A 14,125-nucleotide genomic window follows, 5' to 3' on the forward strand; every position below is an offset into this window, starting at 1 on the left:
CGATGCGCACGATGACGCTAAAAGGCTCACCATGTCGCGAGAATATCGAAGCCTTCGGGATCGACGCCGCTGCCGTTGTCACTGAGGCTGTAACGCTCCGCCTTCAGTTCCCAGGCGCCCGGCCGGCCGGCGATGGTGAAGAGATTATAGGCCGCGCGCGGCTTCAATCCGCCGACCCCTTGCGATGCTGAGGCGATCCCGACGACCGGGACCGGACCCATGTGGCCGCGCAGCCAATGCAAGGTGTTGAGATGTGTGTGGCCATGCAGGACAAGTTCGGCGCCGCCGGTCGAGATGACGGCGGCAAAACGGCGAATGCCGATCATCCGCTTGTAGAAACTGGTTGCACCGCGAATGGGCGGGTGATGGATCATGACGACGCGAAAGAGCCCGGCATCTCCGGCTGCGCGCAGGATATTGACCGTCTCGCGCGCCTGGCGCGAGGAGTAGAAGCCGCTTGCAGCAAAGGGCGGGGTGGCAACGGCTGTGGAGCAGCCCACAAGCGCGACCTGACCGCGGATACGCAGATAGGGGAAAATGCGCTGCTCTTCCTGCCATTCGGCAGGAGCATCGTCGCCGCGGACATAGGGATACCAGGAGCGCATGGCCTTTTCGTAGGCGCCGGGCACATAGGCATCGTGATTGCCGGGAACAACTGAGGTGTGGAGAGGATCGCCGACAGTCTTCAGCCAGGCGGCTGCTGTCTGGATCTCCATGCCGCTCGCAAGGTTGACGAGATCGCCGGTTACGGCCAGATGATCGGCCTGTTTCGCCTTGATGTCGTCAAGAAGGAGATCGAGCGTATCGCCAAAAAGATGCTTGCGCCGGTTCCGGTGCCAGTTCACAAATCCGGTAATGCGTTTGGAGGCGAGTTCTCTGATCGAAAGACGTGGCAGTGGACCAAGGTGAACATCGGAAATATGCGCGAGCTTGAACATGGGATGAGACATAGCCCACTCTATTGTCAAAACAAATACATCCCCAATCCAATTGTAGATCGCGACGCCGGGGTTCAGGCATGAGCGAAGACAATCGACGCGACGAAAGGCAGAGTTTGGCTGTGCGTCTGTTCGGCCGCGCGCTGCATGTCTATTTCGTGCTGACCCGCAGCATGACCATCGGCGTGCGCGCCGCCTGTTTCGATCGCGAAGGGCGGATTTTTCTGGTTCGGCATTCCTATATCGCCGGATGGCATATGCCCGGCGGCGGCGTCGAACGCCATGAGACTGTGGAGCAGGCGCTTGAGAAGGAGCTGCGCGAGGAAGGCAATCTGGCGATCTCAGGCAAGCCACAGCTCTTCCACGTCTATTTCAACAATCACACCAGCAAACGCGACCACGTCGTCTTCTATCGCGTCGAGGTTACCCAGACCTCGCCGCGCAAGCCGGATCGCGAGATCGTCGAATGCGGCTTCTTTCCGGTCGATGCGCTGCCGCCAGGCACGACGAAGGCAACCTATCGCCGCCTGAAGGAATTGGAAGGAGCGGAAGCTCCCTCCAGCTATTGGTAAGTTCCCGAGGCCTGGGTCAGGCGGCTTTTACCAGCTGCTCGCGCCCATGCGGGCGATCGAAATCCAGTTCCGGCCCGATCGGCACGATGCCTGTCGGGTTGATGGTCTTGTGGCTGCGATAATAGTGGTTCTTGATGTGCCCGATGTTAACCGTCTCGGCAACGCCGCCGATCTGATAGAGATCCCGGAGATAGGCCGAGAGGTTGGCATAGTCGGCAATGCGCCGGATATTGCATTTGAAATGTCCGACATAGACGGCGTCGAAACGAACCAATGTCGTGAACAGCCGCCAATCGGCCTCCGTCAAGCGATCGCCGAATAGATAGCGCTGTGTTGCCAGCCGCTCATCGAGCATGTCGAGGGTTTCGAAAAGGCGGAGTGCGTTTTCCTGATAGGCTTCCTGCGTCGTCGCAAAGCCGGCCTTGTAGACGCCGTTGTTGACCGCATCGTAGATGCGCTCGTTCAATGCATCGATATCGGCCTGTAGATCGGTGGGATAGAAATCCGCCGTGGAGCCGGTCAGGTCATCGAAGGCCGTATTGAACATGCGGATGATTTCCGCGGACTCATTGTTGACGATCGTGCCGGTCTGCTTGTCCCAGAGAACGGGAACAGTCACGCGGCCGGAATAATGCGGATCGGCCTTGACATAGACCTCCCAGAGCTTCGTCGCGCCGAAGAGATGGTCGACAGTGCCGCCATCCTGTCCTTTGAATTCCCAGCCATTTTCCAGCATCAGCGGATCGACGATCGAGACGGAGATCAGATCCTCCAGCTTCTTCAGCTTGCGGAAGATCAGGGTTCGATGCGCCCAGGGGCAGGCGAGCGAGACGTAGAGATGATAGCGTCCGGCCTCTGCCTTGAAGCCGCCGGTGCCAGTGGGGCCGGCGCTGCCATCCGCGGTCACCCAGTTTCGAAACTGCGACGCGGCGCGCCTAAAATGGCCTTTCGTCTCCTTGGTATCGTACCAGACGTCATGCCAGACGCCGTCCACCAACATGCCCATTGCTTGATCCTTTCGGGAAACTGCCAAAATATATATATCTAGAGATACGGCATGCGCGCCGGATTTCGAGACGGCAAATGATGAACACTGCGTCATAGGTGCTGTCGGCGAGCTCATGTGGCGGCGTGAAGCTTCAGAAAAGACACGATGGCGGCACGATCCTGCATGAATGAACGGCGGGATGCATTTTGCATTGGACGCGCCGAATATTTCCTGCTATCCGGCTTCTCACACTTTAAGGACCCCTTGTCATGAAAGTAACCAGAAGCCTGCGACGACGCCGATGATCTTGAACGCTCCATGAGCGCTTTCGGGAACAATATCGTCCGTCTATCTGGTTTTCTGGGCTAATGTACAAGCACGATCTGGTCTACCTCACTGAGGATGCGTCGCACGACGCTGCTATCGAACTCATCAACGAAGAAGCTTTCGGTCCGGGACGGTTTACACGCGCCGCTGCTCGCATTCGCGAGCAGGGACCGCATGACCGTTCGCTATCCTTCATCTGCGCCGACGATGGCGAGACGATCGCTTCCGTGCGGATGACGCCGGTGCTGGCCGGATCGGTCAAAGGACATCTGCTCGGCCCGCTTGCGGTGCGTCCGTCCCACAAGAACAAGGGGATCGGCCGCGAGCTCGTGCGGATTGCGGTGGCGGCCGCTCAGCGCAAGGGGTCGGAAGCCGTCATCCTGATCGGCGATCCGCCCTATTATTGCCCGCTCGGTTTCGAGAAGGTCGCCTACAACGCACTGACCTTCCCGGGGCCTGTCGATCCAAACCGGGTGCTGGTCGTGCCGATCGCCGCCGACACGCATGCGCGGCTGCACGGCATGATTGTCTGGCGCGATGATTCCGTTCCGGCTATCGAAGCCGAAGACGAAGACGATCTGGATGATGTCGTACAGTTCACGGCGATCGCTGTCTAAGGCGCCATCAACGAAAAATCGCCCTGCTTGATGTCAGCGGGGCGATAACGTCTTCTTCAGAAAGAATCGGCTGCGACCGGCCGGGAAATCTGGCAGTTCGCCGAAGATGGCATAGCCCTGCCGTTGATAGGCTTTCAGCGCCTGTGGATTGAAGGTATCGATCCATGCGCCGAAGCAACCGCGGGCGCTTGCCTCTGCTTCCGCCGCCTCCAGCAGCTTTCCGGCCATGCCCTGGCCGCGCAGGCTTTCCGGCACGAATAGCCATTGCGTGAACAGCCATCCCCAGGCGGTATAGCCCGAGATGCCACCGATGGTCTTACCGGCATCGTCGCGGATCAGAACGGCGAGGGATTGCCGGCCGGATGGGCCGACGTCGATGGTGTTGAAAGCTGTCAATCCCTCGCTGATGGCCGCAAGCTCGCCTTCGGATGGCGTATCGGTCACTTCGATCTTCATAGTCATCGTCCTTCGCGCCACCATGTAGCAGAGAAAGCGAAGAGGAGAGCGGCGAGACCGGCAAAGCCTGCAAAGAGCGGCAGGGTATTGATCCCCTTCAGCACGGTTTCGTCAGTCATGCGGATGGTCAGGCGCTGACCGTCGGCGACGCGAACGGCGCCGCGCACCGGCAGAACTTGCGGCACCGTCACGCCGCCATTTGCGGCGGCAACGCGGGTGACGAGACCCTTCGTTTTTTGTGCCAGCGGTTTCAGTGTCTCGGTGGTCGAGATCATCGCCTTGAATTCCGGAGCATCGATTGCGCCGATATGAACGAGTGTCGACAGATTGCCGTTGGCGATCTGGTAGAGCCCGATTTCGTTCATATGCTTCTCGGCTTGATAGAGACCCGGCTGGGTCTGCCTCAGCGGCAAGGTTTCCGTCTGGCCGGAAGGCAATTTGATCGTAGCGGGGCCGGGATCGTTGCCGATCGTCTGGCGCGTTACCTGCAGCGTGCGCCCGGCGGCATTGGCCGTCAGCGCTTCTTCTTCCAGCGCCGGCTCTTTCAGCAGCCAATGGGCAATGCGGCGGTAGAGCGACACATGTGGGCCGCCGCCTTCGAAGCCGCGTGCCCAGAGCCAGCCCTCGTCGGAGAGCAGCATGGCGACACGTCCCTGGCCGACGCGGTTCAGCACCAGCAAGGGACTATTGTCAGCGCCGACCATCACGGTCTGCCCTTGCGGCCTCTCCACATCGACGCTGCGGAACCAGCGGCCCCAATGCGGCGGCTCGGTTTCGGAGCCATCCAGCCCGCGCGTGACGGGGTGCTTTTTGCCCTGGTCCGACAGGCGCGGATAGAAGGCTTTCTCGATCATCTGGCCCGTCGGCTCGGCCGGCAGCACCGAGGCGAGCGGCGTCAGCGCAATCGAACTGCCGCCGGCATGTTCTGGGCCGGCTGCAACCAGCAATGCGCCGCCGTTTTCGACATATTGGGCCATGTAATCATAATAGATCGTCGGCAGGACGTTCTGGCGGTCCTGATAGCGGTCAAAGATGATCAGGTCGAAAGAGTTGATCTTGTCGACGAAAAGCTCGCGGGTCGGGAAGGCGATCAGCGACAACTCGTTGATCGGTGTGCCGTCCTGCTTGTCCGGCGGACGCAGAATGGTGAAGTGCACGAGATCGACCGAGGCGTCCGATTTCAACAGGTTGCGCCAGGCGCGCTCGCCGGCATGCGGCTCGCCCGAGACGAGCAGGACGCGCATGTTCTGGCGGATGCCTTCGATCAGCTGGACCGTCTGATTGTTGATGCCGGTGACTTCGCCAGGCACTTCGGCGACTGCGAATTCGAGGACATTGTTGCCGGCGCGGGGCACCTTGAAGCTAAAGGGCGTGTCCTGGCCGGGCGTCGCCTGCAGGGTGGCGATCTCGTCGCCATTCATCTTGACCGTCACTGCTGCCGTGCCGCCGGGGCTCTTGCCATCGTCGACGACACGGAAGACGAGCTGCTGCTCTTCGTTGACAAGACCGAAGCGAGGTGCACGCACGATCTCGATGCGGCGATCGAATTCGTCCGGTTTGCCCGTGATCAGCCCGTGGACGGGTGCGTCAAAGCCGAGCTGCTGATTGACGCCGGGGATATCGTGGATCTGGCCATCCGTCAGGAAGATGGCACCGCCGATACGGGCGGGCGGGACGTCGGCGATTGCCGAGGAGAGGGCAGAGAAAAGCCGTGTCGACGGAGATTCCGATTCCGCCGGATCGCGGAATTCCACGATCCTGGGCTCGATGCGGGGGAATTGCGCCAGCCGATCCTTGAGCATCGCCAGGGCTTCGTCCGTCATCTTCGTACGTTCCGGCGTCTGCTGGCTCAAGCTGCGGTCGACCACGACGGGAACGATCGTCGTCAGTTGATCGCGATCCTCCTGCATCAGCACGGGGTTGGCGAGTGCCGCCAGCAGGGCGATGCCCGCCAGAGCGCGTATCCAGCCGCCGCGCAAACGCCTGTAGATCGCCAGCGCCGCGATGGCGAGCGTCAGCACCGCCAGAGCGGCAAGGATAGGCCAGGGGAGGAAGGGGGCAAAACCGATATTCATACTATTGCCCCAAGCGCTGCAAGATATCGGGAACGTGGACCTGATCGGACTTATAGTTTCCGGTCAGCATGTACATCATGATGTTGACGCCAGTGCGGTAGGCATATTCCCGCTGCGTTTCGTCCGGGGGGACGGTCGGCAGCAGCGGCGAGCCATTGTCACCGATAGCCCAGGCGCCTGCAAAATCATTGCCCGTAATCATGATCGGCGTCACCCCGTCGGAGGTCGCGACGGCGTTCGCATCGCGGCGCGCATCCTGACGCGCTTCCACCCAGAGCGGGCTGTCTGCATAGCGGCCGGGGAAGCTCGACAGCAGGTAGAAGGACTTGGTCAGCACATGGCCGGCGGGCACGGGCTCCAGGGGAGGAATATCGAGGTTGGCGAGGATCTGCTGCAGTCGCTGGCCGTTGGGGCTCGGTGACGAAGTATCGCCCATCGTGTCGATGGCGTCACGCGTGTCGAAGAGCACGGTGCCGCCGTTGCGCATATAGGCGTCGATGCGGTTGATGGCGTCGTTGGACGGCATCGGCGCGGTTGCTGAAATCGGCCAGTAGATCAGCGGGTAAAAGGCGAGTTCATCCTTGGCAGGATCCACCCCTACCGGCGGGCCTGGTTCGAGCGTCGTACGATAGGTGAGATAGTCGGAGAGGCCGGCAAGACCGCGCTCTGAAATGTGATCGACGTCCGTTTCGCCTGTCACCACATAGGCAAGATGTGTCTTGTCCAGCCGCGAGAAGATGGCGTCGTCGCCCGGTTTGGAATCGTCGGCTAGTGCGTTTGCCGGATGCAGGAATATGGCGAGCGAGACGGCCAGCAGCAGCATCGCCGCACCGCCCGCAATCGTCTTGGCCGATCTGCCCAGGCGTGGAAAGGCACCGTTCATGAACAGCACGATGATGCTGTCGGCGAGCAGCAGGAGGAAGGCGAGGGTAAAGAGGATCGGCTTTGCGGACCAGGCCTCGCCCCCGATAAGGCCTTCGCGCGCGACAGCGCCGGCCGCCGAGGTATCCAGCGGCTTGAGCACTGCGCCGCTCGGCAGGGTGTTGAGCGCGCTGAAGCCCTCTTCGGAGCCATAGAGGCCGGGCGGGTTGTCGAAACTTGCGACTGCGGCTCCCTTGGTGCTTGGTTCCAGCGGCCGGGCGCTGCCGATCTCGCTCGTCAGCACGCCCTTGGCGGTCAGGAGCCGGTAGGGTGGCATTGCTTCACTTGCCTTAGAGGCAGCCGCTTGCCCCGGCGCAACGCCGCCGGCACGCGACAGCTGGACGATGCGGCGCAGCATCTCGACGAAATCGCCTGATATCGGCAGATCGGACCATTGTGGCTCGGCGCTGACGTGGAAGAGCACGATACGGCCGGCCTGCATCTGCTTTTCGGTCACCAGCGGCGTGCCATCGGCCAAGCTTGCCCAGGTGCGCTCGGCGAGATCCGGCGTCGGTTCGGCCAGAACCTGCCGCTTGATCAGGACATCATCCGGCTTCGGCATGCCGGCGAAGGGGCCGAAAGAGGGGAAATCGGCAAGCGGCTGCGGCTCGGCCCAGGACAGTGCGCCGCCGAAGGTGCGCTCGCCCTGCCGCAACGTGACCGGGACCAAAGGATCGTCGGCGGGTGCCGCGGCAAGGCGCGGTCCGGCGAAGCGGACGAGCGTGCCGCCATTTTCGATCCACTTCTGCAGCGGTGCATAGGTTTCCTGCGGCAGACGGCCGACATCGGCCATAATGATGACGGAAGGATTGCCCGCGAGCAGTTGCGGGATCGACTTCGCCAGATCAGCGCTGTTCGGCTGCGTCAGATCGGCATAGGGCTGAAGGGCGCGCTGGATATAGTAGAGGGGCGACAGGATCGGCTGGAATTCGTCGGCGGCCTGTCCGGAGAGAAGCGCCACGCGGCGTCGGCGAAAACTGTCATCCAGCAGATAGACGCTGCCGGCGCTAGCCTGGCGGTCGATGCTGATGCGGGCGAAATCATTGCGCATTTCGAAGGGCGCGGCGATGGAGCCGGTCGCAACCGTCCGCCCGGCCGAGAAATCAAGCGAACCGGCGGCGATTGGCCGTCCCTGATTGTCTTGCGCCGTCAGTCCGAGGCGCATCGGGCCACTGCCGTTCAGCCGTGTGGCCGTGACGGTCATGTTGCTGGCGGTATTGGCTGCGCCGGTGAGCGCGACGATATCGCGGCCGTCGCCCTCGATCAGCCGCAGCTCACTCGGCTGCAGCGCGGCAAGGCGGCTGACGATATCGTCCTTGTCCTTGCTCTCGATACCGTCGGAAAGGAAAGCAATAGTACCGGGCTTGCTGCTGTTGAGCGCCGCCTTGACGGCGTCGGCGGCGCGTTGCCGATCCGGCACCAGCGGTCTCGGGTTCATCGCATGCAGTTTGTCTCGGGCCGATGTCGCGGCACCCGGTGTCGCATCATTGCTCTGTTCGGCGGTGAAGGCGATCGAGACCGGAATGCCCTTGGCATCGGCATCGTCGATCAGCGCGTCGGCCGTACGTACGCGGCGTTCCCAGTCGGAGACGCTTGCCCAGCTATTGTCGATTATCAGCACCAATGGACCGCTGCTCGAGAGCGTGTTGGTGCGCGGATTGAACATGGGATTGGCGATGGCAAGAATGACCAGGGCGGCAAGCAGCATGCGCAGCAGCGTCAGCCACCACGGGCTGCGCGCCGGCGTTTCCTCACGTTTGAGGATGCTCGCCAGAATGCGCAGCGGCGGGAACACTTCGGTGCGCGGCTGCGGCGGGGTCAGGCGCAGCAGCCACCAGATCGCAGGAAGCAGAATGAGCGCTGCCAAGATGGCCGGCGAAGCGAATGCAAAGGAGAGACCGCTCATGGCTGGCCTCCAGACGCGACCCTCGCGGGCATGCCTGAGAGATACATGTGCACGGCGACCAGCGCTTCGGAAGCCAGGCGGTCGGTGCGGTGGCTGACGAAGGTCCAGCCGAGATGGCGCAGCGATTGGCCGAGATTTTCGCGCCGCGCCAGATAGGCGCGCTGATAATCTTCACGCAAGTTTTCCGCGCGGCCGGCGATCAGCTTCGAGCCCGTTTCGGGATCGCTGAATTCGGTGCGCCCGCTATAGGGAAATAGTTCTTCGGCGGGGTCGGCAACCTCGATCACATGACCGCGTAAGCCACGGCGGGCCAGCGGTCCGATCCTGCCCATCACGCTATCGGCATCGTCGAGAAAATCGCCGATCAGCACGATATCGCTCCAGCCGCGGATCATTGATGTCTGCGGAAGGCCGCCTTCGAGCGGCGTATGCATCAGCGCTGCGGCCAGGCGTTCGGCAGCGTTGCGGGTCGAAACCGGCTCCATGATGCCGGGGCAGCCGATGCGCTCACCGGAGCGGGACAGGATTTCCGCTAGCGCCAGCATCAGGACGAGCGCGCGGCCTTCCTTGGACACATGGCCATAGGTCGATTTATACATCATGGATGGGGAGAGATCGGCCCAGAGCCAGATCGTGTGAGCGGCTTCCCATTCATGATCGCGGATATAGGTATGATCGTCGCGGGCCGAGCGTCGCCAGTCGATGCGCGACAGGCTTTCGCCTTCGGTATAGGGGCGGAACTGCCAGAAATTCTCGCCGATGCCGCGCTTGCGCCGGCCGTGCCATCCGGCGATGACGGTATTGGCGATGCGCTTGGCTTCGACAAGGCAGTCCGGCACGAGTGCGGCGCGACTACGGGCTCGGGAGAGGGCATCGTTGCCTGAGGTCGGTCTGACGGTCTGTCCGATGGATGCCACGCGCTATACTCTCCTCGACATCCGGGTCACGACTTCGACTGCTTGACCAGCCCTGAAATGACATCGCGTACGGACATGCCTTCGGCGCGGGCTGCGAAAGTCAGCGCCATGCGGTGCTCCAATACTGGCTCGGCGAGTGCATGAATGTCGTCGATCGACGGTGCAAGCCGGCCTTCGTAAAGGGCGCGGGCGCGGGCGCAGAGCATCATCGCTTGGCCGGCACGCGGACCTGGACCCCAGGCGACATGCTTGTCCGTCGAGGCATTGCCCTGGCCCGGGCGGGCCGAACGCACGAGCGACAGGATCGCATCGACGACGCCGTCACTGACGGGCATCTGGCGGATGAGCTGCTGAATTTCCAGCAAGCGTTCGGCGTCGATGACCGCCTGTGGCGTCGCTTCGCTTAAGCCAGTGGTTTCGAGCAGGATGCGGCGTTCATCCGCAAGCTCGGGATAATCGACATCGACCTGCAGCAGGAAACGGTCGAGCTGGGCTTCCGGCAGCGGGTAAGTGCCTTCCTGCTCCAACGGATTCTGTGTTGCGAGAACGTGGAAGGGAGCAGGAAGGTCATAACGTTGGCCGGCGATGGTGACGTGATATTCCTGCATGGACTGCAGCAGGGCGGACTGCGTGCGCGGCGAGGCGCGGTTGATTTCGTCGGCCATCAGCAATTGCGCGAAGACCGGACCCTTGACGAAACGGAAGGAACGGCGGCCGGTTTCGTCCTGGTCCATGACCTCGGAACCGAGAATATCCGAGGGCATGAGGTCCGGCGTGAACTGCACGCGGTTGGAGGCAAGGCCGAGAACGGCGCCGAGTGTCGTCACCAGCTTCGTCTTGGCGAGACCCGGTACGCCCACCAGCAAGGCATGACCGCCGGCGAGCACGGCCAGAAGCGTGTTTTCCACGACGCTTTCCTGACCGAAAATGACCTTCGACACCTCCTGGCGAACGGCGGCGATATCGCCCAGTGCCTTTTCGGCTGAGGCAATGATGGCCTGCTCGTCGAGGCTCGTTTCGGTCGATTTGATCATGCCCATTTGCGTCTCCAATGGCAGAAAAACGGTGCGCGTGATTCGCAGACGTTACACATTTGCCTCATAATCAATACAACTTATCGCCAGCAAGACCGCTGACAAGCACGTTTCAAATGACTATCTCGTGAGAACTGTCATATTCCTGACTAACGACCAACCGGGACAGAAGAATGGCAACCGAGGAAATCAGGACAACGGGCGATGCCGCAAGCCTCGCGGCGCTGATTTCGCGTGCGGCTGGCGATAGCGGTGGCTCCAAGAAGGGTTTGCCGCCCGTCGATCGCTGGAATCCGCCCTTCTGCGGCGATATCGACATGGAGATCCGCGCCGACGGCACCTGGTTCTATCTCGGCACGCCGATCGGTCGCGCGCCGCTGGTGCGGCTGTTTTCCACAGTTCTGCGCAAAGACGAGGATGGGAAGACCTATCTCGTGACGCCTGTGGAAAAGGTGGGTATTCGCGTGGTCGACGCGCCGTTCGTGGCCGTCGAGATGAGCGTGACGGAGCGTGAGGGCAGACGGGTGCTGACCTTCCGCACCAATGTCGGCGATGTCGTCGAGGCGGGCAGGGATCATCCGATCCGTTTCGTCATCAGCGGTGAGAACGATGAATTGAAGCCTTATCTGCATGTCCGCGGCCGGCTTGAGGCTCTGGTGACGCGTGCGGTCATGTACGATCTCATCGAGCTTGGTGAGCCCGTCGTGATTGCCGGGCGAGAGATCTTCTGCGTGCGTTCCGGCAGCTCCATATTTCCCGTCATGCCGGTTGCCGAACTGGATGCACTGACTCGATGAATGAATTTCCCCTTTATTCCGCGGATGAATTCCGCCGTCGCGCCCTCCATCAGAGTGGCGGACCGGTGGAGCTTGCCTGGCGCGATCACGGCGATCATCTTCTCAATCCCGAGACCATTTCACAGGTCGCGGACCTGAAGCTCAAGGATGCCGCCGTGCTTGTGCCCGTCGTTGACAGCGGCGACGATGCCAAGGTGATCTTCACGCTTAGAACTTCGACGCTGCGCAAGCATTCTGGCCAGATCGCCTTTCCGGGTGGTGCCATCGATCCAGAGGACGCGTCGCCGGAAATGGCGGCGGTGCGCGAAGCGGGCGAGGAAATCGGGCTTGCCGATATCTTCATCGAGCCCGTCGCGCGGCTGCCGCACTATCTGGCGGCGACGGGCTTTCGCATCACGCCTGTTCTTGCCGTGGTGAAGCCGGGCTTTCACCTGGCTCTCAACCCGACCGAAGTGGAGGATGCCTTCGAGGTGCCGCTCTCCTTCCTGATGAATCCCGACCATCATGTGACCGACACGATGCACTGGCAGGGGACCGAACGCCATTTCTACCGCATGCCCTATGGGCAGCGCATGATCTGGGGCATTACTGCGGGCATCGTCCGCACGCTTTATGAAAGGCTCTACAGATGACCTCCGTTGCCGATGAAGCCTGGTTTCGCGATGAGGCATTGCAGCGGGTGCTGGCGTTGCTCGATGCCAATGGCGGCGAGGGGCGTGTGGTCGGCGGTGCCGTCCGCAACAGCCTGATGGGACTGCCCGTTGCCGATATCGATATAGCGACGACGCTCCTGCCGGAAACGGTCTTGGAGAGAGCAGAGGCAGCCGGGATCAAGGCGGTACCAACAGGGATCGCGCATGGCACGGTCACCTTGGTCATCGATGGAAAGCCGTACGAAATCACCACCTTGCGGCATGATGTTGAAACGGACGGGCGCCGTGCCGTAGTGGCCTTCAGTCAGGACTGGCAGGCCGATGCCGAGCGGCGAGACCTGACGATCAATGCGCTCTATGCATCCGCCGATGGCGAGGTCGTGGATCTCGTCGGCGGGCTTGCCGATCTGGAGCGCCGCAATATCAGGTTCATCGGCGATGCGGCGACGCGCATTGCCGAGGATTATTTGCGCATTCTCCGCTTCTTCCGCTTCTTCGCCTATTACGGCAGCGGCCGTCCCGATGCCGATGGCTTGCGCGCCTGTGCCGCCGCAAAGTCGAAGATATCAACACTCTCGGCCGAGCGTGTCTGGTCCGAGATGAAGAAGCTGCTGGCAGCCCCGGACCCGGGCAGGGCGCTGCTCTGGATGCGCCAGATCGGCATTTTGACGGAAGTGCTGCCGGAAACCGAAAAATGGGGCATCGACGCCATTCCGGGGCTGATCGCCGCCGAAGAGGCTCTCGGCTGGCCGTCGGAGGCTCTACTTCGTCTTGCAGCCATTGTGCCGCCCGATGCGGCAAGGCTTGCCAAGCTTGCCGAGCGGCTGCGCCTCTCGAAAGCGGAAGGCTCCTATCTGCAGGCCTGGGCGAATGCGCCCATCGTCAAGGACGATATTTCGGAGGCGGCCTTCGATCGCCTGCTTTATCGCCATGATCCGACCGGCGTCGCGGTTCGCCTTAAGTTGGCGCTGGCCGTTGCGCGGAGCAAGGCGGAAGGCGATTTCGAGGAAATGGCCCGCGTGGCGCGGCTCGGGAAATTGTTGGAACGGACGGCAAAATGGAAGAAGCCGGCTTTTCCGCTCAATGGCGCTGATGCGCTTGCCGTGGGCGTCAATGCGGGTCCGCGCGTGGGCGAGCTTCTTGGCAAGATCGAGCAGGAATGGCTCGATGGGAATTTTGCGATGAACCGGGCGAGCCTTCTCGCCCGACTCAAGGACTTAGCCAACGCCTGATAATGAGACCTGCATAGCGGGACTGACTGGCCAGCCTGCCGATCAGGCTGCGTTTGCCTCGTCGCGAATTCGGGCCTTGATATTGTCGACCATGTTTTCGCGGATGATGGTTTCGCCATGCGCTTCGCGCATGTGCTCGACCGCGCGACGAACCACCTCGGCGTCATCCTTGGCGCGAGTATGCCAGGCGCAACCGGGCACGAGCGTACCACATTCGAACAGTCGCATATGTTCCTCCTCATCTTTCAGCGGATTCTCGCCCTACAAAGGACCTGAAGACCTAAACGCAACGAATGAGAAAAGGTTTCTGCCGTCCGGCAAGTCTCCAGCTTGCCGGCGGCTTTCCGGACATTAATCCGGCATCGCCCAGGATTTGAAGCAATCCGACGATTGATAGCGAGTGATAGGCACTTGCTTGGCCGAACGATCGGCCGCGAAGCGGGCGATATCGCTCGGTGATTTGCCCGCCAGCTGCATCCTCACCTGCTCTATGAAGCAGGAAAGGGGCAGATCGGATCCACTGCGGATCCGCATATCCTCCGCCAGTCGGATGATGAACTCCGGACTATCGACTGTGCGCGAAAGTTTCCGTTCTTTCGAAGCTTCCGTGACTTGTTTCTCTGCTGCCATTACAACCTCCTCCGATTGAAACGAGCATTAGATCACTTAGGCACTCCTCCCGCCGATTTCAG

At 61.6% G+C, this 14,125-nt stretch carries 14 protein-coding genes; 5 read left to right on the forward strand and 9 right to left on the reverse strand.

Annotated features, from left to right (window positions below):
* Window positions 1-26: 26 nt before the first annotated feature.
* A complete protein-coding gene (locus tag FBZ97_RS03280; RefSeq protein WP_113395378.1) occupies window positions 27-968 on the reverse strand; it encodes a metallophosphoesterase in 942 nt (313 codons plus the stop codon).
* 50 nt (window positions 969-1,018) lie between these two features.
* Here FBZ97_RS03280 and FBZ97_RS03285 point away from each other — a divergent pair, with 50 nt between their 5' ends.
* Complete coding sequence (locus tag FBZ97_RS03285; protein ID WP_113332220.1) at window positions 1,019-1,510, forward strand: NUDIX domain-containing protein; 492 nt, start codon at window positions 1,019-1,021, stop codon at window positions 1,508-1,510.
* 16 nt (window positions 1,511-1,526) lie between these two features.
* Here the strand turns inward: FBZ97_RS03285 and FBZ97_RS03290 are convergent, their stop codons facing one another.
* The gene (locus FBZ97_RS03290) at window positions 1,527-2,516 is read right to left on the reverse strand and encodes a glutathione S-transferase family protein (protein ID WP_145316513.1); all 990 of its coding nucleotides are present in this window, start codon (window positions 2,514-2,516) and stop codon (window positions 1,527-1,529) included.
* Between the two features lie 350 nt (window positions 2,517-2,866).
* On the opposite strand from FBZ97_RS03290, the gene FBZ97_RS03295 reads away from it, so the two are divergent.
* Window positions 2,867-3,442, forward strand: coding sequence for an N-acetyltransferase (locus FBZ97_RS03295; RefSeq protein ID WP_113332222.1), 576 nt, complete (start codon window positions 2,867-2,869; stop codon window positions 3,440-3,442).
* Between the two features lie 33 nt (window positions 3,443-3,475).
* Here FBZ97_RS03295 and FBZ97_RS03300 read toward each other — a convergent pair whose 3' ends face one another.
* From FBZ97_RS03300 to FBZ97_RS03320, 5 genes are read right to left on the reverse strand one after another with little or no spacing between them, the layout of a single operon-like run.
* Window positions 3,476-3,904, reverse strand: a complete 429-nt coding sequence (locus tag FBZ97_RS03300; protein WP_186449438.1) for a GNAT family N-acetyltransferase — start codon at window positions 3,902-3,904, stop codon at window positions 3,476-3,478.
* A complete protein-coding gene (locus tag FBZ97_RS03305) occupies window positions 3,901-5,973 on the reverse strand; it encodes a hypothetical protein (RefSeq protein ID WP_145316517.1) in 2,073 nt (690 codons plus the stop codon). Before FBZ97_RS03305 ends, FBZ97_RS03300 begins: the two co-directional genes overlap by 4 nt.
* Window position 5,974: 1 nt before the next feature.
* Window positions 5,975-8,800, reverse strand: coding sequence for a DUF4159 domain-containing protein (locus FBZ97_RS03310; protein ID WP_145316519.1), 2,826 nt, complete (start codon window positions 8,798-8,800; stop codon window positions 5,975-5,977).
* Entirely contained in the window at window positions 8,797-9,717 is a 921-nt protein-coding gene (locus tag FBZ97_RS03315; RefSeq protein WP_145316521.1) for a DUF58 domain-containing protein, read from the reverse strand. The genes FBZ97_RS03310 and FBZ97_RS03315 overlap by 4 nt, the downstream gene beginning before the upstream one ends.
* 26 nt (window positions 9,718-9,743) lie before the next feature.
* Window positions 9,744-10,757, reverse strand: a complete 1,014-nt coding sequence (locus FBZ97_RS03320; protein ID WP_113420497.1) for a MoxR family ATPase — start codon at window positions 10,755-10,757, stop codon at window positions 9,744-9,746.
* 167 nt (window positions 10,758-10,924) lie between these two features.
* Here FBZ97_RS03320 and FBZ97_RS03325 point away from each other — a divergent pair, with 167 nt between their 5' ends.
* Genes FBZ97_RS03325 through FBZ97_RS03335 form a run of 3 tightly spaced genes read left to right on the forward strand, consistent with a single transcriptional unit; the run spans window position 10,925 to window position 13,433 of the window.
* Entirely contained in the window at window positions 10,925-11,548 is a 624-nt protein-coding gene (locus FBZ97_RS03325; RefSeq protein ID WP_069612680.1) for a DUF1285 domain-containing protein, read from the forward strand.
* Window positions 11,545-12,180: a CoA pyrophosphatase gene (locus tag FBZ97_RS03330; protein ID WP_113388948.1), complete on the forward strand. Its 636-nt coding sequence runs from the start codon at window positions 11,545-11,547 to the stop codon at window positions 12,178-12,180. Before FBZ97_RS03325 ends, FBZ97_RS03330 begins: the two co-directional genes overlap by 4 nt.
* Window positions 12,177-13,433, forward strand: coding sequence for a CCA tRNA nucleotidyltransferase (locus FBZ97_RS03335; protein ID WP_145316523.1), 1,257 nt, complete (start codon window positions 12,177-12,179; stop codon window positions 13,431-13,433). Before FBZ97_RS03330 ends, FBZ97_RS03335 begins: the two co-directional genes overlap by 4 nt.
* 42 nt (window positions 13,434-13,475) lie before the next feature.
* Here FBZ97_RS03335 and FBZ97_RS03340 read toward each other — a convergent pair whose 3' ends face one another.
* On the reverse strand, window positions 13,476-13,661 hold the full coding sequence (locus FBZ97_RS03340; protein WP_075851104.1) for a DUF1059 domain-containing protein: 186 nt from the start codon (window positions 13,659-13,661) through the stop codon (window positions 13,476-13,478).
* Between the two features lie 123 nt (window positions 13,662-13,784).
* On the reverse strand, window positions 13,785-14,063 hold the full coding sequence (locus FBZ97_RS03345; RefSeq protein WP_113332230.1) for a hypothetical protein: 279 nt from the start codon (window positions 14,061-14,063) through the stop codon (window positions 13,785-13,787).
* Between the last annotated feature and the right edge of the window lie 62 nt (window positions 14,064-14,125).

It is taken from the genome of Rhizobium sp. ERR 942 (assembly GCF_007828395.1).
Taxonomy (GTDB): domain Bacteria; phylum Pseudomonadota; class Alphaproteobacteria; order Rhizobiales; family Rhizobiaceae; genus Rhizobium; species Rhizobium dioscoreae.